Source organism: Paraburkholderia sp. BL25I1N1 (assembly GCF_003002025.1).
Lineage (GTDB): Bacteria > Pseudomonadota > Gammaproteobacteria > Burkholderiales > Burkholderiaceae > Paraburkholderia.
Genome location: NZ_PVZB01000005.1, coordinates 1 through 24,319, shown reverse-complemented (window position 1 = coordinate 24,319; position 24,319 = coordinate 1). Strand labels below are relative to the sequence as shown.

General features: G+C 62.3%; 24 protein-coding genes. 9 read left to right on the top strand and 15 right to left on the bottom strand.

Annotated features, from left to right (window positions below):
* Positions 1 to 5 precede the first annotated feature (5 nt).
* Positions 6 to 938: a 3-keto-5-aminohexanoate cleavage protein gene (locus B0G73_RS08765; protein ID WP_106279849.1), complete on the bottom strand. Its 933-nt coding sequence runs from the start codon at positions 936 to 938 to the stop codon at positions 6 to 8.
* Positions 939 to 1,071: 133 nt separating this feature from the next.
* On the opposite strand from B0G73_RS08765, the gene B0G73_RS08760 reads away from it, so the two are divergent.
* Entirely contained in the window at positions 1,072 to 2,100 is a 1,029-nt protein-coding gene (locus B0G73_RS08760) for an AraC family transcriptional regulator (protein ID WP_106279848.1), read from the top strand.
* A 13-nt stretch (positions 2,101 to 2,113) separates the two neighbouring features.
* On the opposite strand, the gene cobA is transcribed toward B0G73_RS08760, so the two are convergent.
* From cobA to B0G73_RS08730, 6 genes are all read right to left on the bottom strand, one after another.
* Positions 2,114 to 2,869, bottom strand: coding sequence for a uroporphyrinogen-III C-methyltransferase (gene cobA / locus B0G73_RS08755; protein WP_106279846.1), 756 nt, complete (start codon positions 2,867 to 2,869; stop codon positions 2,114 to 2,116).
* A 47-nt stretch (positions 2,870 to 2,916) separates the two neighbouring features.
* The gene (locus B0G73_RS08750; RefSeq protein WP_106279844.1) at positions 2,917 to 4,233 is read right to left on the bottom strand and encodes a sulfate adenylyltransferase subunit 1; all 1,317 of its coding nucleotides are present in this window, start codon (positions 4,231 to 4,233) and stop codon (positions 2,917 to 2,919) included.
* Between the two features lie 18 nt (positions 4,234 to 4,251).
* Positions 4,252 to 5,214: a sulfate adenylyltransferase subunit CysD gene (gene cysD / locus B0G73_RS08745; RefSeq protein WP_106279842.1), complete on the bottom strand. Its 963-nt coding sequence runs from the start codon at positions 5,212 to 5,214 to the stop codon at positions 4,252 to 4,254.
* A gap of 109 nt (positions 5,215 to 5,323) precedes the next feature.
* Positions 5,324 to 6,070 carry a phosphoadenylyl-sulfate reductase gene (locus tag B0G73_RS08740; RefSeq protein WP_106279840.1) on the bottom strand — a complete coding sequence of 249 codons (747 nt, stop codon included), beginning with the start codon at positions 6,068 to 6,070 and terminating at the stop codon, positions 5,324 to 5,326.
* Positions 6,067 to 6,606 carry a DUF934 domain-containing protein gene (locus tag B0G73_RS08735; RefSeq protein ID WP_106279838.1) on the bottom strand — a complete coding sequence of 180 codons (540 nt, stop codon included), beginning with the start codon at positions 6,604 to 6,606 and terminating at the stop codon, positions 6,067 to 6,069. Before B0G73_RS08735 ends, B0G73_RS08740 begins: the two co-directional genes overlap by 4 nt.
* Before the next feature lie 22 nt (positions 6,607 to 6,628).
* Positions 6,629 to 8,308: a nitrite/sulfite reductase gene (locus B0G73_RS08730; protein ID WP_106279836.1), complete on the bottom strand. Its 1,680-nt coding sequence runs from the start codon at positions 8,306 to 8,308 to the stop codon at positions 6,629 to 6,631.
* 220 nt (positions 8,309 to 8,528) lie between these two features.
* Here B0G73_RS08730 and B0G73_RS08725 point away from each other — a divergent pair, with 220 nt between their 5' ends.
* Both B0G73_RS08725 and B0G73_RS08720 read left to right on the top strand, forming a co-directional pair.
* On the top strand, positions 8,529 to 9,470 hold the full coding sequence (locus tag B0G73_RS08725) for a CysB family HTH-type transcriptional regulator (RefSeq protein ID WP_106279834.1): 942 nt from the start codon (positions 8,529 to 8,531) through the stop codon (positions 9,468 to 9,470).
* A 34-nt stretch (positions 9,471 to 9,504) separates the two neighbouring features.
* Positions 9,505 to 10,674 (top strand): ABC transporter substrate-binding protein, encoded by a 1,170-nt coding sequence (locus tag B0G73_RS08720; RefSeq protein ID WP_106279833.1) that lies wholly within the window; start codon positions 9,505 to 9,507, stop codon positions 10,672 to 10,674.
* 28 nt (positions 10,675 to 10,702) lie between these two features.
* Here the strand turns inward: B0G73_RS08720 and B0G73_RS08715 are convergent, their stop codons facing one another.
* Both B0G73_RS08715 and B0G73_RS08710 read right to left on the bottom strand, forming a co-directional pair.
* Entirely contained in the window at positions 10,703 to 11,596 is an 894-nt protein-coding gene (locus B0G73_RS08715) for a nucleotidyl transferase AbiEii/AbiGii toxin family protein (protein ID WP_106279831.1), read from the bottom strand.
* The gene (locus B0G73_RS08710) at positions 11,571 to 12,635 is read right to left on the bottom strand and encodes a type IV toxin-antitoxin system AbiEi family antitoxin (RefSeq protein WP_106279829.1); all 1,065 of its coding nucleotides are present in this window, start codon (positions 12,633 to 12,635) and stop codon (positions 11,571 to 11,573) included. The genes B0G73_RS08715 and B0G73_RS08710 overlap by 26 nt, the downstream gene beginning before the upstream one ends.
* Before the next feature lie 174 nt (positions 12,636 to 12,809).
* Here B0G73_RS08710 and B0G73_RS08705 point away from each other — a divergent pair, with 174 nt between their 5' ends.
* A complete protein-coding gene (locus B0G73_RS08705) occupies positions 12,810 to 13,070 on the top strand; it encodes a hypothetical protein (protein ID WP_106279827.1) in 261 nt (86 codons plus the stop codon).
* A gap of 38 nt (positions 13,071 to 13,108) precedes the next feature.
* On the opposite strand, the gene B0G73_RS08700 is transcribed toward B0G73_RS08705, so the two are convergent.
* The 6 genes from B0G73_RS08700 to B0G73_RS08675 form a co-directional block, all read right to left on the bottom strand.
* Entirely contained in the window at positions 13,109 to 14,260 is a 1,152-nt protein-coding gene (locus B0G73_RS08700; protein WP_106279825.1) for a Gfo/Idh/MocA family protein, read from the bottom strand.
* A gap of 31 nt (positions 14,261 to 14,291) precedes the next feature.
* On the bottom strand, positions 14,292 to 15,341 hold the full coding sequence (locus tag B0G73_RS08695; protein ID WP_106279823.1) for a sugar phosphate isomerase/epimerase: 1,050 nt from the start codon (positions 15,339 to 15,341) through the stop codon (positions 14,292 to 14,294).
* Between the two features lie 81 nt (positions 15,342 to 15,422).
* Positions 15,423 to 16,385, bottom strand: coding sequence for a substrate-binding domain-containing protein (locus tag B0G73_RS08690; RefSeq protein ID WP_106279821.1), 963 nt, complete (start codon positions 16,383 to 16,385; stop codon positions 15,423 to 15,425).
* 89 nt (positions 16,386 to 16,474) lie between these two features.
* Positions 16,475 to 17,488 (bottom strand): ABC transporter permease, encoded by a 1,014-nt coding sequence (locus tag B0G73_RS08685; RefSeq protein ID WP_106279819.1) that lies wholly within the window; start codon positions 17,486 to 17,488, stop codon positions 16,475 to 16,477.
* Complete coding sequence (locus B0G73_RS08680; protein ID WP_106279817.1) at positions 17,469 to 18,956, bottom strand: sugar ABC transporter ATP-binding protein; 1,488 nt, start codon at positions 18,954 to 18,956, stop codon at positions 17,469 to 17,471. Before B0G73_RS08680 ends, B0G73_RS08685 begins: the two co-directional genes overlap by 20 nt.
* Before the next feature lie 3 nt (positions 18,957 to 18,959).
* Entirely contained in the window at positions 18,960 to 20,039 is a 1,080-nt protein-coding gene (locus tag B0G73_RS08675) for a LacI family DNA-binding transcriptional regulator (RefSeq protein ID WP_106279815.1), read from the bottom strand.
* A gap of 301 nt (positions 20,040 to 20,340) precedes the next feature.
* Between B0G73_RS08675 and B0G73_RS08670 the strand changes: the two genes are divergently transcribed.
* The 5 genes from B0G73_RS08670 to B0G73_RS08650 all read left to right on the top strand — a co-directional run bounded on the left by B0G73_RS08670 (position 20,341) and on the right by B0G73_RS08650 (position 23,972).
* Positions 20,341 to 20,994 carry a protein-L-isoaspartate O-methyltransferase gene (locus B0G73_RS08670; RefSeq protein ID WP_106279814.1) on the top strand — a complete coding sequence of 218 codons (654 nt, stop codon included), beginning with the start codon at positions 20,341 to 20,343 and terminating at the stop codon, positions 20,992 to 20,994.
* A 26-nt stretch (positions 20,995 to 21,020) separates the two neighbouring features.
* Positions 21,021 to 21,344, top strand: a complete 324-nt coding sequence (locus B0G73_RS08665; RefSeq protein WP_106279812.1) for a rhodanese-like domain-containing protein — start codon at positions 21,021 to 21,023, stop codon at positions 21,342 to 21,344.
* Positions 21,345 to 21,539: 195 nt separating this feature from the next.
* Complete coding sequence (locus B0G73_RS08660) at positions 21,540 to 22,010, top strand: DUF2844 domain-containing protein (RefSeq protein WP_106279810.1); 471 nt, start codon at positions 21,540 to 21,542, stop codon at positions 22,008 to 22,010.
* A gap of 30 nt (positions 22,011 to 22,040) precedes the next feature.
* On the top strand, positions 22,041 to 23,375 hold the full coding sequence (locus B0G73_RS08655) for a DUF3443 domain-containing protein (protein WP_258193239.1): 1,335 nt from the start codon (positions 22,041 to 22,043) through the stop codon (positions 23,373 to 23,375).
* 144 nt (positions 23,376 to 23,519) lie between these two features.
* Positions 23,520 to 23,972 carry a DUF2844 domain-containing protein gene (locus B0G73_RS08650; protein WP_106279806.1) on the top strand — a complete coding sequence of 151 codons (453 nt, stop codon included), beginning with the start codon at positions 23,520 to 23,522 and terminating at the stop codon, positions 23,970 to 23,972.
* The last annotated feature ends 347 nt before the right edge of the window (positions 23,973 to 24,319 follow it).

Here is a 24,319-nt window from a genome sequence, read left to right as displayed (position 1 = left end):
CCGGCTCAGAAGCTGACCTTGTCCGCACCTTTGAGGCCGAGCATCTGTCGCGCTTCGGCCGGTGTCGCGATCTCGAACGACAGCTCTTCGAGAATGCGGCGAATCTTGCGCACCTGCTGCGCGTTGCTTTCCGCTTTCACGCCTTTGGACAGATACACGCTGTCTTCGAGGCCCACGCGCACGTTGCCGCCCATGATCGCCCCCATCGTCACGAACGCCATCTGATGACGGCCTGCGCCGAGAATCGAGAACTGGTAGTTTTCGCGGCCGAACAGCCGGTCGGCGGTCGAACGCATCACCGTCATGTTCTCGGGGTCCGCGCCGAGTCCGCCGAGAATGCCGAATACCGATTGAATGAAGAACGGCGGCTTGATCAAACCCTGGTCGACGAAATGCGCAAGGTTGTACAGATGCCCGACGTCGTAGCATTCGAACTCGAAGCGTGTGCCGGTCTCGCCCAGTTCGAGCAGGATGCTTTTGATGTCCTTGAAGGTATTGCGGAAGATCGTGTCTTCCATCCCTTCGATGAAGTCCTTCTCCCAGTCATAGCGCCATGACGGCATGCGCGCGGCGATCGGGTGGATCGAGAAGTTCATCGAGCCCATGTTCAGTGAGCACATTTCCGGCTTCGCGAGGCGCGGGTAGGCGAGCCGGTCGGCGAGCGTCATGCGCGTGCTGCCGCCGGTCGTGATGTTGATGACCGCGTCGGTGGCCTCGACGATCGCAGGCACGAATTGCCGGAACACTTCGGGCGAAGGCGTCGGTTTGCCGTCGGCGGGATTACGCGCATGCAGATGCAGGATCGCGGCGCCGGCTTCGGCCGCTTCGATCGACTGGGCAGCGATCTGCGCCGGCGTCAGAGGGAGATATTCGGACATCGACGGCGTATGCGTCGCGCCGGTCACTGCGCAGGAAATAATGACTTTGCGGCTGAGCAAGGGTGTCTCCTTATCGGCGGCGATCCACGAATGAACTGCCTGTTGTGATACCGATGTTAGTGGGATACGATCCCGCCCGTAAGGTCATTTTCGGACACACGGATGTTGTTCCGGGACAATCTGAGGTGAAGCGATGCCGTCGAAGCTGCCGTTGCAGAACGAGCGTATTTACGCACCGTACAAGATCGCCGCGCTGGTCGAAGTGCTCGGCGAACAGGGCATTGCGCCCGAGGACTGCCTCAAAGGCAGCGGTGTGGACGCCGAGCGGATCAACGATGCGGCGGCGCTGACTTCGGTGCGGCAATACGTTGCCGTGTGCCGCAATGCGATCTTGCTGTCATGCAGTCCGGCGACGCCGTTCATCACCGGCTCGCGGCTGCATCTGTCCGCGTACGGGATGTACGGTTACGCGCTGATGTCTTGCCTGTCATTGCGCGATTACTTCCGGCTGGGCGTGAAGTATCACCAGCTTGCGACGCCGACGCTCACGATCGAGTGGACCGAATATCCGGACGAAGGCATCTGGACCTTTCCGGACGCTTTCATCTCCAGTCCGTCGCCCGAACTGCGCCAGTTCCTGCTCGAACAACAGTTCATGCAGCACGTCACGCATCTTCAGGACGTTGCGGGCCGAAGCTGTCCGCCGACCAAAGCCTGCTTTTCCTATCCGGCGCCCGCGCATGCGAACATCTACAGCGAATACCTCGGCTGTCCGTGCTATTTCGATCAGCCGCAATGCGAGCTTCATTACGACAGCAGCATTCTCGAGCAGAAGCCGCAGCTCGCGCACCGGCTCACCGCCACGTTATTGCAGGAAACCTGCGACCGGCTGATCGGGCAGGCAAAGACTTCGGTCGGCGTATCGGGGGAGGTGTATCAGATGCTGATGCGCAAGCCCGGCGAATTTCCGGGGATGGAAGAAGCCGCGCAAGCATTGAAGATGACGAGCCGCACGTTACGACGACGGCTGGAGAGCGAAGGCACGTCGTTCGTCGCGATCGTCGACGACGTGCGCTGTTCGCTTGCCACCGAATATCTGAAGACCACGAAGATGAGCACCGACGACATCGCGATGCTGCTCGGCTTCAGCGACCCGGCGAATTTCCGGCGGGCACTCAAGCGCTGGACAGGGAAAGGGCCGGGGGAGTTGCGGGGCGGATGACGGGGACGATGGCTTACGCGGCGACCCGCATTCCGTCGGCCGCACGCACCACGTCGAGCCGCCGCTCGGCAAACGCGTCGCCGATCATCAGCAGGCTCGGCTGCGATGCATCGACCCAGCGCTGGGCGTCGCCGGCTGCGAGTTCTTCGAGTGTGAGCGTCAGCATGCGCTCGCGCTCGGTGCTGCAAGCTTCGACAATCGCCACCGGCGTGGCAACAGGCTTGCCGGCCTCAATCAACTGCTGCGCAATCTCAACGCCACTATCCCGGCCCATATAAAACACCAGCGAATCCGCGTTAACCTGCTCGCGAATTTCATCAGACCCAGGCGCCCGACTAAAAGTAGCCAGTGCAACACTGCGCGATACACCCCGCAGCGTCAAAGACCGCTTCAAAGAAGCCGCACTCGCCAGAGCAGCAGTAATCCCAGGCACAATCTCATACTCGATACCGGCAGCCTCAAGCGCCCGCATTTCCTCATCAGCGCGGCCGAACAGCATCGGATCGCCGCCTTTCAGGCGCACCACCACGTCGTGCTCCAAAGCGGCGTCGACGATCTGCTTGTTGATGAACTGCTGGGCTGTCGACAATTGCCCGCAGCGCTTGCCCACCGCAATCCGCCGCGCATGCGCAGGCGCGTAATCGAGCATGGCCGGTTCGACCAGCGCGTCGTGCAATACCACGTCGGCGGTGCCGAGCAGCCGCGCGCCGCGTACCGTAATCAGGTCCGCAGCGCCGGGCCCTGCGCCGATCAGATAAACCTTACCCATTTGAATCAACCTGTTGGTTGGGGCGCGAACCATGCGCCCTCGCCCGCTTAAGCCGAAAACGCCCGGATCATCCCGGCAGCGACGGTGTGGTGCGTCGCTTCGTCGATCAGCACGAACGCACCCGTACCCTGATGCGAGTCGTAGACATCGCACACCAGCGGCTTCTGCAACGTCAGCGCCACGCGGCCGATGTCGTTCATCGTCAGATCCTTGCGATCGGTCGCCTGCGACAGCGTGTGCACGTCGAGCACTTCCTTGATCGCACCGATCCGCGCGAACACCGTATTGGTAGTCTGCTTCAACAAATACTTGCGTTGCGTCGACAGCGGCGTGTCATCGAACCAGCACAGATCGGCTTCCAGCTTCTTCGCCGGCTCCGGCGCCGCTTCACGCAACACAAAGGTGTCGCCGCGCGACACGTCGACGTCTTCCGCGAGACGAATCGTCACCGTTTGCCCTGCGAACGCGCGGTCCACCGCGGCCGTGCCGCCCGGCACCGGCGCAATGATTTCCGCAACCGTCGCTTCGCGATTGGCCGGCAACACGACAATCGTATCGCCGAGCTTCACTTCGCCGGCTTCGACACGGCCCATGTAGCCGCGGAAATCGTCGGCCTGGCTACCGTCCTGGCGCGCCACCCATTGCACCGGGAAGCGCAGCGCCTGACCCGTCGGCACTTCCACCGGCAACGCTTCGAGCAGATCCAGCAATGGCTCGCCCGCGTACCACGGCATGCTTTCGCTCGCCGTCACGATGTTGTCGCCCTTGAGCGCCGACACCGGCACGAAACGCACGTCGCTCAAGCCCAGTTGACGCGCGAGTTCGACATACGCGTCGCGAATCTCGTTGAAACGCTGCTCGCTGTAATTGACCAGGTCCATCTTGTTGATGGCGACGATCGCGTGCTGCAAACCGAGCAGCTTGACGATCGCGCTATGACGCTTGGTTTGCGGCAGCAGTTGCGCCACGCCATCGACGAAAGTCACGCGCGTTGCGTCGACGAGAATAATCGCCGCATGGGCGGTCGACGCGCCCGTCACCATGTTGCGCGTGTACTGCTCGTGGCCCGGCGTATCGGCGATGATGAACTTGCGCTTCGCAGTCGCGAAGTAACGGTACGCGACATCGATCGTGATGCCTTGCTCGCGTTCGGCTTCGAGGCCGTCCGTCAGCAGCGACAGATCGATTTCGTCGCCGACGGTACGCTTATTCTTCGCGCGCGACAGCGCCGAGAGCTGGTCTGAAAGCACAGCCTTGCTGTCGTACAGCAGGCGGCCGATCAAAGTGCTCTTGCCATCGTCGACGCTACCTGCGGTAATGAAACGCAGCACGCCGAGGTCTTCTGGTTGATGAATACTCATGATTGCATTGCCCTCGTGTGCTTAGAAATAACCTTGCTTCTTACGCTGTTCCATGGCGGCTTCGGAGACCTGGTCGTCCATCCGCGTCGCGCCGCGTTCCGTGATTTCGGTCACGGCCGTTTCGGCGATGATCTTCTCGAGATCGTCCGCGTCGCTTTCCACCGGGCAGGTGCAGCTAATGTCGCCGACGGTACGGAAGCGCACCAGCGCGGTTTCACTGACTTCGCCTTCACGCATCGGCGTGAGCGGCGTAACCGGCACCAGCAGGCCATTACGGCGCACGATCTCCCGTTGATGCGCGTAGTAGATCGACGGCAGTTCGAGCTGTTCGCGAGCGATGTACTGCCACACGTCGAGTTCGGTCCAGTTCGAAATCGGGAACACGCGCAGGTGTTCGCCGTTATGCAGACGCGCGTTATACAGGCTCCACAGTTCCGGGCGCTGTGCCTTCGGATCCCATTGGCCGAATTCGTCGCGGAACGAGAAAATCCGTTCTTTCGCACGGGCCTTTTCTTCGTCGCGGCGCGCGCCGCCGATCAGCGCGGTGTAGCCGTACTGTTCAATGGTTTCGAGCAGCGTCACGGCTTGCGCGGCGTTGCGCGAATCCAGTTCACGACGCAGACGCACCGTGCCGCGTTTGATCGAATCTTCCACGTGGCCCACCACGAGTTCAGCGCCAATCTCTTTCGCGCGACGATCGCGGAAATCGATCACTTCCTCGTAGTTATGGCCGGTGTCGATATGCACGAGCGGGAACGGCAGCACGGTCTTGCGATTCGCGCCAATGCCGAAAGCCTTCAGCGCGAGGTGCAGCACCACGACCGAATCCTTGCCACCCGAAAACAGCAGCGCGGGCTTGCTGCATTCAGCGACCAGTTCGCGCAGGATGTGAATCGACTCGGCTTCGAGCCAGTCGAGGTGATCCATACGGTTTGCCGTGTTGGCGAGCGGTGCGTTCACAGTGGAATCGAGCGTGGTGCTCATATCTGGGTCCTTCGTTGGTTCGCGTCGCAAGCGGTTGCTCGCGTCGCGCAGGTATTCAAATCGGTATGTGCGGTGTTCGGGCCAAAAACCAAGGCCCGCTCGCTCAACTTCAGGCCTGGACGTCTGCGCCGCGCTCTACTGCGATCGGCGTAATCGTCGTGATGTGCAGTCCGCATTCCTTCGTATCGCGCGACTCCCACCACCAGCGCCCTGCCCGGCTATCTTCGCCGGGGCGCACGGCGCGCGTGCAAGGCTCGCAGCCGATGCTCGGATAACCACGCGCATGCAGCGGATTGACCGGCACATCGAACGCTTTCAGGTAGTCCCACACTTCGGCCTCGGTCCACTCGGTCAGCGGATTGAACTTGGCGATATTACGTGCGGCGTCGTGCTCTTCCGCATGCAACTCGGCACGCGTCACCGATTGCTCGCGACGTTGGCCCGTGACCCATGCACTAACATTTGACAGCGCGCGGTTCAACGGTTCGACCTTGCGGATTTCGCAGCAGCGCTTGCGCAGATCGACGCTTTCATAGAACGCGTTCAGCCCGTGCGAACCGACGTATTCCTCGACCGCCGCAGCTTGCGGATGAAACTGTTCGATGTCGTAGCCGTAGCGCTCTTTCACGCGATCGAGCATGCCGAGCGTTTCCGCATGCAAGCGGCCGGTGTTCAGCGAGAAGATACCGATCTTCACGCCGCGCGACAGAATCGCATGCGTGAGCAGCATGTCTTCCGCTGCGAGGCTGCTGGCGAGCTTCACGTTCTCGTGACGCGCGGCGATCGAGTCGAGCAACGCATCGAGGCGCTCGACCTTTGCGGCGAGTTCCGGCGTGAGGGTTTGAACTTCGCTCATGCCGATGCCTTGGTCAGTTCGCCCGCTTCACGGCGGCGGAATAGCGGCGACGAGTTCACCGCGCCCTGATAGTTGAAGCTGAATTCGTCGAACGCTTTCAGTGCGTCGTCGAAGTCTTTGTCCGCGCGCAATGCGTACGCGTCGAAGCCGCAACGGAACATGAACGCCAGTTGATCGCGCAGCACGTCGCCAATTGCGCGCAGCTCGCCCTTGTAACCATAGCGCTCGCGCAGCAAGCGGCCGATGCTGTAGCCGCGGCCGTCGCGGAACACCGGGAAGTCCACGCCGATCAGCGCGATCTTGTCGAAGTCGGCGACGATATCCGCCGGTTCACTGTCCGGCGCGAGCCACACGCCGATCTCAGCGGCGCTACGCGCAGCGGTCAACGCATCACGTTCAGCCTGCCACAACGCGAGCGGCACCAGCACCTTGCCTGCCGGCAATTCGTTCACCGCGGGCAGCGAGCCATCTTCTGCCGGGCGCACGACCGTCCAGTCATCGTTGACGATCGCGCGATTCTTGATGATAGAAGCCATCTGTTCAGTATCCTTTTCGCGGTTACGCGTGAGCCGGTTGACGCGAGGCGTACACACGTTCCTTGAACGGGGTGATGCCGATGCGGTTGTACGTTTCGATGAAGCGCTCGCCTTCGTGGCGGTTTTCCACGAACGTATCGATCACTTTGCTCATCACGTCCGGCATTTCTTCCGCCGAGAACGACGGGCCGATCACGCGGCCAAGGTGTGCGCCGGTAGCGCCCGTGCCCTGCTCGCCGCCGAGCGTCACCTGATACCACTCCGAGCCGTCCTTATCGACGCCCAGAATGCCGATATTGCCGACGTGGTGATGACCACAAGCATTGATACAGCCCGAGATGTTCAGCGACACGTCGCCGAGGTCGTACACGTAGTCCAGATCGTTGAAGCGTTCCTGAATGGCCAGCGCGATCGGGATCGACTTCGCATTCGCGAGCGAGCAGAAGTCGCCGCCCGGGCACGCGATGATGTCGGTCAGCAAGCCGATATTCGGCGTCGCGAAACCTTGTGCCTTGGCCTTTTCCCACAGCGCGAACAGGTCGCGCTTCTTCACGTTCGCGAGAATCAGGTTCTGTTCGTGCGACACGCGGATTTCGCCGAGCGAGTACTCGTCGGCCCAATCGGCGACCGCTTCCATCTGTGCGTCTGTGGCGTCGCCAGGAGCGATCGTGGTCGGCTTCAAAGACAAGGTGACCGACGAATAGCCCGACACCTTATGCGGACGCACATTACGCTCGACCCAACGGGCAAACGCACGATTTTCCAGCAGATGTTTTTCGAAGGAAGCGTCGGTATCAGCGAGCTTCTCGTACACCGGCGGCTGGAAGTACTGCGACACGCGATCCACTTCGGCTTGCGTGAGCGTCGAAGGACCGTCCTTCAGGTGCTGCCATTCTTCTTCGACTTGCGCCGAGAATTTCTCCGGGCTCAACGCCTTCACGAGAATCTTGATGCGCGCCTTGTACATGTTGTCGCGGCGGCCGTAACGGTTGTATACGCGCAGCACCGCTTCGCAGTACGTCAACAGATGTTGCCAGGGCAGATCTTTGCGGATGATCGCGCCGATGATCGGCGTACGGCCCATGCCACCGCCGGCCAGGATATCGGCCACCAGTTCGCCCTGCTCGTTCTTGCGCAGATACACACCCATGTCGTGAATCTGCACGGCAGCGCGGTCTTCCCTGGAACCCGACACGGCGATCTTGAACTTGCGCGGCAGCCACGCGAATTCCGGGTGGAACGTGGACCATTGACGCAAAATTTCGGCCCACGGACGCGGATCGACCACTTCATCCGGCGCCACGCCGGCGAACTGGTCGGCGGTGATGTTGCGGATGCAGTTGCCCGAGGTCTGAATGCCGTGCATTTGCACCGCCGCGAGCTTGCGCAGGATTTCCGGCGTTTCTTCGAGCTTGATCCAGTTGTACTGGATGTTCGAGCGCGTCGAGAAATGGCCGTAGCCGCGGTCGTGTTCGCGGGCGATCTGCGCGAGCACGCGCATCTGGTCGCTGCGCAGGTTGCCGTACGGAATCGCGATGCGGTGCATGTACGCGTGACGCTGCATGTACAGGCCGTTCTGCAGGCGCAGCGGACGAAACTCCTCTTCGCTCAATTCGCCCGACAAGCGGCGGCGAACCTGATCGGCGTACTGCGCGACCCGTTCATCGACGATGGTCTGGTCGTACTGATCGTATTGGTACATTCGGGGACCCCAATTTTTTGCAGTGATACACGGCGATCCGGTTTCGCCGCGCCCTGGATACATTCCTTTGTCACCCTCGGCTCATGAACGTTTAGACCCATCGCTCATTTGCTTATGACAAATACAGATATCCATATTGAAAAAGATGGACAGATCGTAATAAACTGCCCTTATATTTCAAACGACTAAAAAATTCTTTTGATATGCGGAGAGGTTATATATGAACCTGCACCAATTCCGCTTCGTCCGCGAGGCTGTGCGGCAGAACTTCAACCTGACGGAAGCGGCCAAGGCGCTGTTTACAAGCCAGCCGGGCGTTTCCAAGGCGATCATCGAGCTGGAAGACGAGTTGGGCGTGGAAATCTTCACGCGGCACGGCAAGCGCGTGCGCTCGCTGACCGAGCCGGGGCGCATCATTTTGCAGTCGGTGGAGAAGATTCTGCAGGAGGTGGAGAGCCTTAAACGGGTCGGTAAAGATTACGCGGCGCAGGATCAGGGCAATCTGGTGATCGCCGCCACCCACACGCAGGCGCGCTACTCCCTGCCGGCGGCCATCGCCGAATTCAAGAAGCGCTTTCCCAAGGTCCACCTTTCGATTCTGCAAGGCAGCCCGACCCAGGTCGCCGAAATGGTGCTGCACGACCAGGCCGACCTCTGCATCGCCACCGAGGCGATCTCCAACTATAAGGAACTGGTCTCGCTGCCGTGCTTCCAGTGGCACCACGTCGCGGTGATGCAACCGGATCATCCGCTGCTCGACCGCAAACTTTTGTCGCTGGATGATCTGACCCAGTATCCGCTGATCACCTACGACAACGCGTTCGCCGGCCGCACCAAGATCAACGAGGCGTTCCGCCTGCGCGGGCTGCATCCGGACATCGTCCTGGAGGCGATCGACGCCGACGTGATCAAGACCTATGTGGAACTGGGCCTGGGGGTCGGCATCATGGCGGATATCGCGTTCAACGCCGAGCGCGACCGCCATTTGCGCGCCATGCCGGTCGGCCACCTGTTCGGCAGCAATGTGACGCGGGTCGCGCTGAAACAGGGCGCCTATCTGCGCAGCTATGTGTATACGCTCGTCGAACTACTGTCGCCGAGCATGAACCGCAAGCTGATCGAACAGGCGCTCAAGGGCGAACACGAAAGCTACGAACTTTGATAACACCCTCGCATCCTGCTACGGAGACCCTTCGATGACGTCGTATAAGAAAAAAATCAGCGGACTCGCTGCCGCTTTCGGTTTTGGCGCGCTCCTGCTCGCCACCGCTGCACACGCCGACATCAAGGTCGGCATCGATCTGTCGAGCACCGGCCCGGCGGCCGTGATCGGCATCACCAGCAAGAACGCGATGCTGATGTGGCCCGCCACGATCGCCGGCCAGAAAGCCGACTACATCTTCCTCGACGACGCTTCCGACCCCGGCGCCGCCGTGCGCAACATCCGCAAACTGATCAACGAAGACCACGTGGACGTGGTCGTCGGGCCAAACATTACGCCGGCGGCGATGGCCGCGCTCGATCCGGTCGCCGAAAGCCAGACGCCGATGATTACGCTGATCGGCTCGGCAAGCGTGGTCGAGCCGCAGGAAGGCAAGAAGGTGTGGGCCTACAAGATGGCGCAAACCGACAGCGCGATGGCCGACGTGATGACGCGCTACATGTCGAACCACAACGTGAAGACGGTGGGTTTCATCGGTTTCGCGGATGGCTACGGCGAAAGCTGGCTCAACGAGTTCAGCAAGTTCGCGGCGCTGCGCCATATCCAGCTGGTGGCCACCGAGCGCTATAACCGCACCGACGCGAGCGTCACCGGCCAGATTCTGAAGCTGATGGCCGCCAAACCGGACGCGATCCTGATCGCGGGCGCCGGCACGCCGACGGTGCTGCCGCAACGCACGTTGATCGAGCGCGGCTTCAAAGGGCCGATCTACCAGACGCACGGCATCGCCACGCCGGAGTTCATCAAGCTGGGCGGCAAGGACGTGGAAGGCACGCTGTTCCCGACCCAGCCGGTCGTGGTGGCGCGCACGCTGCCGGCCGATCATCCGGCAAAGAAGGCGGCGCTCGCGTTCACGAACGAATATGAAGCGAAGTACGGCCCGGGCAGCGTAACGCAGTTCGCGGGCGACGCGGCCGGCGTGTATCCGCGTTTGCAGGACGCGGTGGCCCGCGCGCTGAAGACGGCGCAGCCGGGCACGCCGGCGTTCCGCACGGCACTGCGTGACGAGCTGGAGCATGCGCATGAGCTGGTCGTGCCGAACGGCGTGGTCAACACGAGCCCGAAGGATCACGTGGGGCTGGACCAGCGCGCTAGCGTGATGGGGACGATCAAGAACGGCAAGTTTGTCTATTTGAGTCAGTGAGGCGGCTCATGGCCGGCTCGTGATCCAATCAGGCGCCGGCCGATACGCCCAGAAATGCGCTCCGGAAGGCTGACAACGTCCGGTCGGATCCATCGGCGAAGTCGTCCAGCATCTGCGCGACGGCACGCGCCTGCATGTCGCGTCTCAGCGTGTCGTATACGGCTTCGTTCGAGAGGATTGCCGAAACTGCATCAGCTGTTGCGGGTGAGGCGATCTGCCGCGATTCGCGGCCAAGTAGTGCGGACGCGGCAAGATCGACATCGAAGCCGAGCTGCTCGAGAAGGTCTGCGCCGTCGTCCCAGACGCGGACCGCGTTGCCCGCGTCGCCGTAGCTGCGAAGGATCAGAAGCAGGTCAGATGCGTCGGTATTCTTCGACACTCGCCGGTCGTGCCACGCGAGAATTTTTAGAAGCGCAAGCGCCGGCAGAGTTACAACCGGAACCATGAGACCGTCGCCCAGATCGATTTCGACGGATTCGTCGACGGCCTCCCGAAACCCCAGCACATTCATTACAACTTCTCCTTTGGGCGGCCACGCGACCGCGCCCTCGGGAGTTTCAATTTCGCCGAACGGAACCAGGTCCAACGGTATCGAATAACCGACGCTCGGATCGTCAAACACCAGAGTGTGCTGTGCCCGGGTACTCGCCCTGAAAACGCCTGTCCGTTCGAGCCCGGTAATCAGTGCGCCGTACGCTTCCCAACTGATCGCGCAAACGGCAACGTCGACGTCACGCGTGGCGCGCTCAGCACGCACGCCGTGCACATGCCATAGCACCAGATCCCGCGCGGTTGCGCCGGCGACAACGAACTTCGTGCCTAGCTGATCCGCAGTCTCCTGGACGCGGGCAAGCAGCGCAGCGGTAGCCGGGTGGACGGGCCGCTCTTCGGCTACTTTAAGGCTGGGGAAGGTACTGCTCATAGATTTGCGCGGCGACGGAAAGATTACGGCTGTCGCCCGAGGCAACGAGGTCCGCGTAGATGAGGAACGGGTGGACTAGCGGCTGGCGGCCCGATTCCACCCAGTTAAGCTCCAGCGACTGCGGCCAGAACGATTCAAGAATCTCGACATCCCCGCGTGGATCAGGGCGCAGCCTGGCGTTCAGCATGAACTGATTGCCCAGCGGTGCGCGGCTGTAGAGGGTGACGTTCGCGGCCTTCAGTTCATTCGTCAGGATGTCGGCCGCCGACTCGCCACCCAGGCGAGCGTCGACACTTGCGAAGTCGAACTCGCGCCACCACTCGGGCGTCGTGCTGGCGAAGCGCCGTGCTCCCAATTTGAGTCGCAGGCGGGTCTGATAGAGGCTGCTCCACTCGAAAACGAATTTCTGCCAGTCCGGAAAGATGCGCTCACCACTGGTCTTCTGGGCGAGCAGCCCACGGAACTGCAGATCGTCGATCACCTGGTTGACTGTACTCAACGCGACGCCAGCGGCCTGCGCGATAGTTCTGTACGGTTCCGACACAAGGCCCGGTTGTGTCGCAATAGCGAACATCACCTGCAAACCTTTTCGCGTCGTGGCGCGGCCTGTCTGCGGTTTTTGCAATTGCTGCGGTTTGGGCCGGCCACTGATCATGACCATACCTTCTGGTTCGCTCAGAAAGACGTTGCCCGCTGCGTCCAGAAATGGCACGTTTTGCTTGATGAGGCGGTCGGCGAGTTGCGGCTCGATGTAAGGAGCGACCAGCATGAGCCGACGGTAGAGCGGATGAGGCTCCATCGCGGAAGACCGGCTTTCCGCAAGAAGAGTGTTTGCCATCTCCGCCAGGCCCAGCCGGGTCGTGACGAGCGTAGGCATTTCGAATTTCCGTCCGGCGAGGTCGAAAGAGATCGAGGCGTCGCTATACGAAACATGCTTGCGAGCAGGCGCTGCCCTGTAAATGCCGGTAGAGCGCTCAAAGGCCTCGCATGCTTCGGCGAGAACCTGGGCTTCAAGAAAGGAATGGGCGGCACGCGGCATAAATTTGCATGTGTACGATTTTCATTGAATGTATCATAAAATCGTACACAACGAAAAAATCGTACAAGATCGGTCCGCGACTGAAGACATCGCAGTCCGCCCGTTCCTTGCTGGAGTCAGGCACGCGCTGGATTACTGTTAAAGTGCGTACCTTCAGTTAGACGCCTTCCCATCATGCGCACTACCCGAGCCATCCACGCCGTCGAGCGGTTGAAAACCCGCAGCGGCAATCCGCAATTCGCCGCGATCAGCCTGTCCGGCGGCCTGTTTTATCTGGTCGACAAATCGAGCGGCACGGATAAAAAAGTCTCCGATCCGCTGACGCTCGACGACTTCGTCAAATTCGTCGACGCTTTCGGGCCGCCGAAGCCGCGCAAGGCCAGCAAGCTGGATATCGCGTTTGAAGAGCAGATCAAGAAGAGCAAAGGCAGCTAGTCGGCGCCTGCCCGGCCCCGTCCGCCACGCGTCCGCGCTCAAGCGGACTTTATCTCCCGCCACTGCCCATCCGCCGCGCTACTCGCGAGCATCGCGTCAATAAAGCGTAGCCCCGCCACACCGTCTTCCACCGTCGTCAGCAACAGGCTCTCGGTGGGCAAAGCGCGGCCTGCGTCCAACGCTTCGATCTGCAACGCCGCGTCTTTGTACAACTGCGCGAACGCTTCCAGATAACCTTCAGGATGTCCCGACGGCACGCGCGTCGCGTGGGCCGCAATCGTACTCTTCACGCGCCCTCGTGTCAGACGTTCGGCCGCGCCGCCCAGTGGCGTGAACCACAATTCATTCGGATGCTCCTGATCGAACGCAAGACCGGCTTTCGTTCCGTACACCCGCAAACGCAAGGCATTTTCCGCGCCGCTCGCCACCTGGCTCGCCCATAGCATGCCGCGCGCGCCGTTCGGATAACGCAGCATCGCCTGCACGTGGTCGTCGATGCGACGCCCCGGCACGAACGTATGCACTTCCGCCGCGAGTGCGTGCGGCGTCATACCCGTGACGAACGCGGCGAGATGATAAGCATGCGTGCCGATATCGCCGAGACATCCGGCCGGCCCCGCCAACGCCGGGTCCGTGCGCCAACCCGCCTGCTTGTTCGTGCCGCTCGTTTCGATCGGCTCCGCCAGCCAGTCCTGCGCATATTCGACCTGCACCACGCGTATCTCGCCCAACTCACCGCTTTCGATCAACTCGCGCGCATGACGCACCAGCGGATAGCCGGAGTACGTATGCGTCAACGCAAACAGCTTGTTCTTCTCGCGAGCCAGTTTCGCCAGCGCCTCGCCTTCCGCCAGCGAAATCGCCAGCGGTTTATCGCACACGATGTGAATACCCGCTTCGAGAAACGCCGTCGCGACCGGTGCGTGCAGATGATTCGGCGTGACGATCGCTACCGCGTCGATGCCATCGTCGCGCGCGGCTTCGGCGCGCGCCATTTCGCGCCAGTCCGCATAGCTGCGCGCGATTCCCGCCTCGTCGGCGCTCGCCTGCGCACGCTGCGGATCGGACGACAACGCGCCCGCCATCAGTTCGAAACGATCGTCGAGCCGCGCCGCGATCCGATGCACGGCGCCGATGAACGCGCCCTGTCCACCGCCGACCATCCCCAGTTTGAGCCTTCGTTGTGGCATCGCCGTTACTCCTTCGGTTTGGTCGCGCTCCTCAGATGCCGAGCACGCGCTTTAACTGCGCGGCATCGACACCGCTGCCGGCGAAATCATCGAATGCATGCTCGGCCACGCGGATGATGTGCCGCTGAATAAACTCTGCGCCTTCGCGCGCGCCGTCGTGCGGATGCTTCAGCGCGCACTCCCATTCGAGCACGGCCCAGCCGGGAAAATCGTATTGCGCCATCTTCGAGAAGATCGCGCCGAAATCGATCTGGCCGTCGCCGAGCGATCTGAAGCGCCCCGCCCGGTCGACCCAGCCGCTATAGCCGCCATACACGCCCTGCTTGCCGTTCGGACGAAACTCCGCGTCCTTCACATGGAACGCCTTGATACGCTCGTGATAAATGTCGATGAACGCAAGGTAATCGAGCTGCTGCAAAACGAAATGACTCGGGTCGTACAGAATGTTCGCGCGCGCATGCTGCTTCACCGCGTCGAGAAAACGCTCGAAGGTCACGCCGTCGTGCAGATCTTCACCGGGATGCAATTCGTAGCACACGTCGACGCCCGCCGCGTCGAACGCATCGAGAATCGGCGTCCAGCGGCGCGCGAGTTCGTCGAACGCGGCTTCGACCAGACCTGCGGGGCGCTGCGGCCACGGGTACAGATACGGCCACGCCAGCGCCCCTGAAAACGACACGTGCGTGTTCAATCCCAAACGCTGCGAAGCCTTCGCCGCAAGCTTCATCTGCTCAATCGCCCACTGCGTGCGCGCCGCCGGATCGCCGCGCACGTGGGCAGCGGCAAAGCCGTCGAACAATGCGTCATAAGCCGGATGCACGGCAACGAGCTGCCCTTGCAGATGCGTCGACAGTTCGGTGATCGTCACGCCCGCGTCGTCCACGACCTGGCGCAACTCGTCGCAATACGTCTGGCTCGCCGCCGCCTGTTCGAGATCGATCAGGCGGCTGTCGCACGGCACCTGTATCCCCTTGAAGCCGAGACCCGCGGCCCACTCGGCAAGATGCGCGAGGTTGTCGAACGGCACCTCGTCGCCCATGAACTGGGCGAGAAAGATCGCCGGCCCTTGGATGGTTTTCATCGTACGGCTCCTTGAACGGGGAGGGCGCGCTCGCCGTGCCACTGCGGCAAAAAGCCCGGCGGCGCGCCCCGGATGCTCAGCTCAGAACGGCGAGTCCGGGAAATAGAACTGCTGCGCGTTTTCCTTCGTGATCAGCACCGACGGAATGATCGTGGTGGCCGGCAGTTTGTCGCCCTTCAGACGCGCTTCGGCAGTGAGCTTGATAGCGTCGTAGATGAACTTAGGCGAGTACGACACGTCGGCCTTGATCATCGGCGCGCCGTCCATCACGTTCTTCACCATGCCCTTCGAGCCCGCGCCGCCGAACACGATCTTGATGTCGGTGCGTTTGGCCTGTTCGATCGCCTTGATCACGCCGACGGCCATGTCGTCGTCGGCGGCCCAGACGGCGTCGATATGCTTGAAGCGCGTCAGGTAATCCTGCATGACCTTGAAGGCGTCGTCGCGATTCCAGTTCGCGTACTTCGCATCGAGAATCTTGATGTTCGGATACGCCTTCAGCACGCCGGTAAATGCGGCCCAGCGTTCGTTGTCGAGCGTCGTCGGAATGCCTCGCAGCGCGACGATATCGCCTTTGCCGCCCAGCTCCTTCGCCAGAAACTCGGCGGGAATCTTGCCGAACGCCGTGTTGTCACCCGCCACATACGCATCCTGCGCGCTGGTGTCGGTCAGGCCGCGATCCACCACCGTCACGTACACGCCTTTCTTCTTCACCTGCGCGACCGGTTGCGTGAGCGAAGCCGATTCGAACGGGAAGATCACGAGCGCATTGATCTTGTTGACCGTCACGAGATCCTGCAACTGGTTCGCCTGTTCGGGCGCGCCGGCCGCGGTCTTGACGATCACCTTCAGATCGGGATGCGCCTTCTCCAGATCGGTCTTGGCCTTGTTCGCCCACCAGACGATGCCGCCCGTGAAGCCGTGATCGGCCGTCGGAATCGCGACGCCCAACGTGACTTTTTCATCGGCACGCGCGACGTTCGCCGTGCCCAGTATTCCCAACGCCAGCATGCCGGCGCCGACCGCTCGAATGACCTGCTTCATGGTTGTGTCTCCGTTTGTGAGGCGTTCGTGCGCCCCGATTCTCAACTCGCCGTGATTACAGATTCAAGGCGCAATATGAAGCGCCACCGCTACCGCCGTCCACGTTGTACGAACGCGACGAAGATAATCACTACGCCCTGCACCGCCGCGTTCAGGTACACGCTGATGATGCTGGTCAGATTCAGAATGTTGGCGATCACCGAAAGCAGGATCGCGCCGATCACCGTGCCGATCACGCGCCCTTCGCCGCCTTTGAGCGCGGTGCCGCCGACCACCACCGAGGCGATCGCTTCGAGTTCCCAAAGCAAGCCGGTCGTCGGCGTCGCCGAGCCGAGCCGCGGCACGTACAGCACCGTGGCCACGCCCACGCAAATGCCTAGCAGCATGTAGGTGACGATCTTCACGGTATCGACCCGAATCGCCGCATAACGCGCGACCTGTTCGTTCGAGCCGATCGCCTGCACGTGACGGCCGAATGCCGTGCGGTTGAGAATCAGCGCGCCGCCGGCCGCGACCACAAGAAACACCCAGATCGGCACCGGCACGCCGAACAGGCTCGCGTAATACACCGGGCCATACAAGTCGGACAGCGAGTTATCCAGCGTCAGCGCGCCGCCGTCGGCAAGCCAGGTCAGCACCGCGCGAAAGATGCCCAACGTGCCGAGCGTGACGATGAACGGCTCGATGCGCCCTTTGGTAATCAGCAAGCCGTGCGCGCAACCGAACAGGCCGCCGAGCATCAGCGCGCCCACGATGCCGAGCGTGAGAATCATCAGCGGCGGAAACGTGTGTCCGCCGACGCCCGCCGCGAGTCCGTTCATCAGCCAGATCATGCTGCCCGCGATCAGCGCGGCCATCGAGCCGACCGACAGATCGATGCCGCCGGAAATGATCACGAAGGTCATGCCGACCGCGATGATGCCGATGAACGACGTGCGCGTGAGCACGTTCATCATGTTGTCGAGGGTCGCGAAGTCGCGGTTGAGCAACGTGCCGACAATGCACAGCGCGATCAGTCCGACGAGCGGCCCGAGCGCATACAGTCGATGCGCGAAGCGCAACGCGCGGCCGGATTGCACGGCTTCAGTGGGTGCCGGTCGCATGGGCGATCAACTCCTCTTCGGTCAGATGTTCGAGCGTAAGCGTGGCTTGCAGGCGACCCGCGCGCATCACGGCGACGCGGTGACACAGCCCGATCAGCTCGATCAGTTCGGATGAAATGACGATTACCGCGCGGCCCTGCGCGGCGAGACGATGAATCAGAAAATAGATGTCGCGTTTCGCGCCCACGTCGACGCCGCGCGTCGGCTCGTCGAGCACGATCACGTTCGGGTCGGGCTGCAGGAATTTGGCGAGCGCGAGCTTCTGCTGATTGCCGCCGGACAGCATACGCGCGCGGCTCGACAGGTCGCCCGTGCGGATGCCGAATTCGCTCACGGCTTTGGTCAATGCGGCGCGTCCCGCTTTCATGTCGAGCAATGGATGCGCATAGCGTTCGAGGGTCATCAGCGTGACGTTGTCTTGCAGACTCAGGTTCACGTGCAGACCTTTGCCCTTGCGATCCTCGCTGAGATACGTGATGCCGTGGCGCATTGCGTCGCGCGGGCTGTTCAGATCGGCGGGACGGCCGGCGACTTCGATGCGGCCCGCCGTGCGCTTGCGCAGACCGATGATCGCTTCGAACGCTTCGGTGCGGCCCGCGCCTACCAGTCCCGCGAAACCGAGCACTTCGCCGGCGCGCACGTCGAAGCTCAGGTCTTCCACCCAATCGGGCACGACTAGGCCTTCCACCCTCAACGCGAGCGGCGCGTCGGCGGATACGGTGATCTTGTCGGGAAACATGTCCGATAACTCGCGGCCGACCATCAGGTTCGCCATCTGCTGGCGCGCGAGTCCGGAAGTTTCGCCACGCGCGACGAAGCGGCCGTCGCGCATCACGATCACTTCGTCGGTGATGCGCTCCACTTCGTCCAGCTTGTGCGAAATGTAGATGATGGTCACCCCGTCGGCCTTGAGCTTGGCCATCAGCGTGAAGAGGCGCTCGGTCTCGGATGGCGTGAGCGTTGCGGTGGGTTCGTCCATGATGAGCAGCCGCGCGCGCCGCGACAGCGCCTTCGCAATCTCCACCATCTGCTTTTCCGCGACGATCAATTCGCGCACTTTCGTATCAGGCGTTTTTTCCAGCCCGACCTGCGCGAGAAAGCGCGCGGCTTCGGTTTTCATTCCGGCATCGTCGACGAACCAGCCGCGCTTTTTTTCATGACCGAGATACATGTTCTGCGCGATCGTCAGATGCTCGGCAAGATTGAACTCCTGGTGAATCAGCACGATGCCTTGCGCTTCGGCATCACGCGATCCGATGAATTGGTGCGCTTGCCCATCGACCAGCAAAGTGCCCGAGGTTGCGGTCTCGTAGCCGGCGAGGATTTTCATCAGCGTGGATTTGCCGGCGCCGTTCTCGCCGAGCAGACCGTAGGTGCGCCCCGGCGTCAGTTCGAAGCTCACGCCGTGCAGCACGCGCACGGGCCCGAAGTCTTTGCGGATATCGTCGAAACGGATCGCGAGACTCATGGTTCAGGCGCTCCCGCGAATCACGAGCCGATGCGGCAGCAGCACGCCCGGCACGTTCGCCAACGGATTGGCGAGCCGTTGCAGCAACAGGCGCGCCGCGGTTTCGCCCAGCTCGCGCATGGGTTGCGCGATGGTGGTGAGCGGCGGATCGATTTGCGCGGCGAGCGAGATATCGTCGAAGCCGACCACGGCGATGTCGTCCGGCACGCGCTTGCCGACGCTGCGCAAGCCGTGGATCACGCCGATCGCGAGCGTATCTGAGACCGCGAAGATCGCGCTCGGCGCCTGCGGCTGACTCATCAGGGTGGCCGCGGCCGACGCGCCGGCTTCATAGTCGAGGCTGTTCAGATTCATGCGCCAGCGTTCGTCAGGTGTGATGCCCGCCGCGATCAACGCGTCCAGATAGCCTTGTTGACGCTGCCGTGCGTACAGGTAATCGACATCGGAATTGATAAGGCCGATACGACGGTGGCCGCGCGCGAGCAGATGGCGGACGGCGTCGCCTGCGGCGCGGTAGTTGTCGATGCCGACGTACGGCACACCCATCGCCGGGTCGAACTCGCAGCACGCGACCCACGGCAGCGCGCTGGAGGCCTCGCCCAGCGCCTGCTGGATGGTGGCCGGATCGAGACAGATCGCGCCGTCCGCGCGGCGGCGCCGCAGCAGATCGAAGTAGCTGCGCTCGCGGCCCGGATCGGCGCCGGTGTCGCACAGCAGCATGAAGTAGCCGTGCTGACGCGCCACGCTGTCGATGCCGCGCACGATCTCCGCATAAAAGGGGTTGCCCACGTCCGGGACCATGGTCAGCAGCAGCCGGCTCTCGGCAGTGCGCAGGTTGCGCGCGAGTTCATTGACGCGGTAGCCGCTCGCGTCGATGGCGGCCAGCACCTTGTCGCGCGTGGCGGGCCGCACGTTCTCGTGGCCGTTCAGCACGCGCGACACCGTCGCCACGGAGACGCCCGCCTGCTCGGCCACGCCGGCAATCGACATGCCTTCGGCCGCGCCGCGCAATGGCGCGACGCCGGGCTGGGAACGCGCCGCAGACACCGCCGCGGGAGCCGTCCTGGATGACGATCTGGACAAGTGAACTCGCCTTGAAAATGTAATCGATTACATTCTTGAGCGATGAATGCGGGAAGCGCAAGGAAAGATCGCTAGGGATTAACACGGGGGCGTGCACTGCCCGGCATCGCGAATTTTCGTCTTGCGATGGCGCCGCCGGTTGCCCGCCGAGGCGCGGATCGTCACCGTCATTTGGTACAATCCCGCAGTTACCCTGACAGGCTTTGCGTGCCGAGTTGCGCGGGCAAGGCCGGCGGTCAGTGGCTGATAGCAAACCTAGCAAACCCCGCGAGACTCGCCAAACCATACAGCCGAACCCACCATGAACATCGAGCAAGCGCGTTTCAACATGATCGAACAGCAGATCCGCCCCTGGGAAGTGCTCGACCAGGACGTGCTGAATCTGCTTTCGATCGTCAAGCGTGAAAACTTCGTCCCCGCCGTGTATCGCGAACTGGCCTTCGTCGACTTCGAAGTGCCGCTGCCGGCCGGCCAGCACATGCTGGCGCCGCGCATCGAAGCGCGCGTGCTGCAGGAACTGGCGGTGAAGAAGCACGAAAGCGTGCTCGAAATCGGCGCGGGCTCGGGCTACATGGCCGCGTTGCTCGCGCACCGCGGGCAGCACGTGCTGACGGTGGACATCGAACCGGAACTGGCGGAACTGGCGAAGAGCAATCTGACCGCCAACGGTGTGCTGAACGCCGAAGTCGCCACCGGCGACGCCGCGCGCGGCTGGGCCGGCGCTGCGCCGTACGACGTGATCTGCGTGTCGGGCGGCCTGCCGGTGCTGCCGCAGGAAATGCTCGACCATCTGAAGATCGGCGGCCGTCTGGCGGCGTTCGTCGGCACCGCGCCGGTCATGAAGGCGCAGATCATCACGCGTATCGACGAGAAGCAATACCGCATTGCCGACGTGTTCGAAACGTATGTCGAGCCGCTCATCAACGCCGTGCAGCCGTCGCGTTTCAAGTTCTAACTCGCACGATCCCGGACGTTCCGCTGATGCAAAATCTGACCGCTCCGGCGCTCGCCGAATGGCTCGCCGATACTTCGCGTCCCGCGCCCGTGCTGCTCGACGTGCGCGAGCCGTGGGAAATTCAAACGGCGTCGATCGCCGGCGCCCTGTCGATTCCAATGCGTGAGATCCCCGCCCGCAGCGAAGAACTCGACGACGACGCGCAGATCGTCTGTGTTTGCCATCACGGCGCGCGCAGCGCCCAGGTCGCGATGTTCCTCGAATCGCGCGGCCATACCAACGTCTTCAATCTGCAAGGCGGGATCGACGCGTGGTCGCGTCAGGTCGATCCGTCCGTTCCCACGTACTGATCAGCCGCCCAGTTCAGGCCGTCGTCAACCTCGACGCGGCCTGGCTCAATTGACGCCGCGTTGACGTCACGTCCTTCGCCACGACCTTGCGGCCAGCTTCCGTTGCGCCGCTTCGTGCATTCGCTTCCGAAATTTCATACGGTTTCCTGAGCATCGCACAGGCAACATGCTCCCGATATTTTGGGGAGTCATGTGATGAGATTTTTGAAGATCGCGATGCTAGCCGCAACCTTGTTGCCGCTCTCGTCGTATGCAAGGCTGGGCGGGGCGCCATCCACGGGCGCATCGTCCACGGCGCTGCTGCGTGCCACGCCGCAGTCCGGCGCCGCGGCGCCCGCGGCTCAGCCGGCGGGCTCAGCGCCCTACTCCATGCGCCAGTCGGCCGACGCCAATGGCGTCACCATCCATGAATATGTGCTGCCGCAGAACATCGTGTTCGCAGTCACATGGAACGGGCCGATCCGTCCGGACATGACGGCGCTGCTCGGCAGCTACTTCCCCAACTTCGTGAATGCCGGCCAAAGCCGCGCGGCCGGCACGGGGCCGCTTATCGACGGCAACGACGACTTTCGCATCGAATCCGCCGGCCGTTTGGGGCGCTTCAGCGGCATGGCCTGGTTGCCGCGCCTGATGCCCGCCGGCGTGCGTCCTGGTGATCTGCAATAGGACCCGCGTCGAGCTATGAAAAAACACAACATGAACACATTGAAGAAGACGCTCGGGCTCGCGGCGGCCCTGGCGACGATCGCTCTTTGCGCCTGCGGCGGCGGCGGAAGTTCGAGCGGCAACCAGAGCAACTCCATCGGCTGGAACGCTACGCCGGCCTGGACCCCAGCGCCAAACGGCTCCGGCGGCTCCGGCGGTTCCGGTAGCTCGAACAATTCATCCACTCCGGCTACCGGCGACAACACCGTGCCTGTTCGCGTCGGCACCTCGACGGGCGACGCCAACGGGCTCAACCGCCTGCTCGTGTCGATCAAGATTTGTGTGCCGGGAACCTCGGACGCGAGCCGCTGCGTCACCGTCGACAACATGCTGGTGGACACCGGCTCGACCGGCGTACGCATTTCAGCGAACGCGATACCGACGCTGGCCCCGCTGCTGCTCACGCAAGCCGGCGCGGTAGACGACAAGATCGGCTCGGCGCCGATTGCCGAATGCGCGCCGTTTGCCTCGGGCTTTACGTGGGGTTCCGTCAAACGCGCCGACATCACGATAGGCAGCAAGACGGCGAGCAATCTGCCGATCCAGGTGATTGCCGACGGCGAGTTTTCCACGCCGGCCGACTGCATCGCGCACAACGGCGGGGACTTGAGCACGCGCTTCGACACCCTCGGAGCGAACGGCATTCTCGGCATCGACAACTTCACGAGCGACTCGCTCGATGCCCTGACCACGGCGGTGCCCGGCCTCTACTACTATTGCGCTTTGCAGACCAACTGCGTCAGCACGCGCATGCTGGCGAGCAAGGAGGTTGCCAATCCCGTCCCCGCGTTCGCGACCGACAACAACGGCACAGTCATCCGTCTGCCCGCCGTGCCGGCTACGGGTCAGGCAAACGTGACGGGCCAGTTAGTGTTCGGCGTCAACACGCAGTCGAACAATACGTTGCCGGCCACGGCCACCGTCGTCGCGCTCGACAGATACGGCACGTTCACGACGCAGTATCAGGGGCATGTGTTCAACCAGAGCGCGATCGATAGCGGCACCCCGGCTTACGCGTTTCCGGACAGCACCATTCCCTCTTCCGTCGAAGGTTTATACACGCCGGCCAGCCCGCTGAATCCGATCGCGACAATCGAAGCGACTAACGGAACGAGCCCGCCGCTCCAAATGACATTTCCGCTGGCCAACGTCACCGGCCTGATGGCCAGTGGCAACACCGCGTTCAATAACCTCGGCCAGTCCTTCTCGAATAGCCGGAACAACATGTTCCTGTGGGGGCTGCCGTTCTTCTACGGCCGCGATATCTATAACGTGATCGGCAACGTCAAGGTCGGCAAGCAGACTGGACCGTTCGTCGCCTTCTGACGACTGACAGCATGGCTGACTCGGAGACGCTGCCTGTTGGTGGCGTCTCCTCAAGCCGTTTCCGATTTTCCAATGGGATTTTTCACCCAATCCCAATAACGGCCCGCTGGCACGATGCTCCGATCTGTTTTCGGGAGCCATGTAATGAATGTTGTGAAGCTCGCGCTAGCCGTAGCGGGCATGTTGCCGCTCGCTTCGTATGCGGCATTGGGTGGGCCGCCGGGTGTGGGGACGGCATCGCAATCGGTGCTGCGATCGGCGGCTGCATTGAACACGACCGCAGCGGCCACGCCGTACACGATGCGTCCTTCGTATGGCGCCGACGGCGTCACGATTCATGAATACGTGTTGCCCAGCAATGTGGTGTTTGCCGTCACGTGGCAAGGGCCCGTGCGCCCGGACATGAACGCGCTGCTCGGCAGCTACTTTCCCAATTTCACGAGTGCCGCCGCCGAACGCGCGCGCGGCGTCGGTCCGATGATCGAACACAACGGCGATTTTCATATCGAATCGGCCGGCCGTGCGGGCCGGTTTTTCGGCAAGGCGTATTTGCCGCGTCTGGTGCCCGTTGGGGTTCGGGTGGAGCAATTGCAATGAAGCGACGCGCGGCTTTATACAACACGATAAACATGACGACTTTGAACAAGACGCTTGGCTGCGCGTTTCTGGGCGCCAGCGTGGCGCTGTCCGCTTGTGGCGGCGGTGGTAATGGCGACGATGGCAGTGGGAATGCGGCCAGGAATAGCGCTGCCCCGGCGTCGGGGCGGGGGTCGGTCGGCTTGACGCCGGCTTCGTCGTCGGGCGCGAGTGAGACGGCCGCGTCGGGGCCGGCTTGGATTCCGACGCCGGGAGCCTGTCAGATTTTCTGTGTGCCGAGGTCATGAGACGATAACGGAAATAACGTCCTATGACCGAAGCAACCGTGACAAAGAAGAACAGGAACC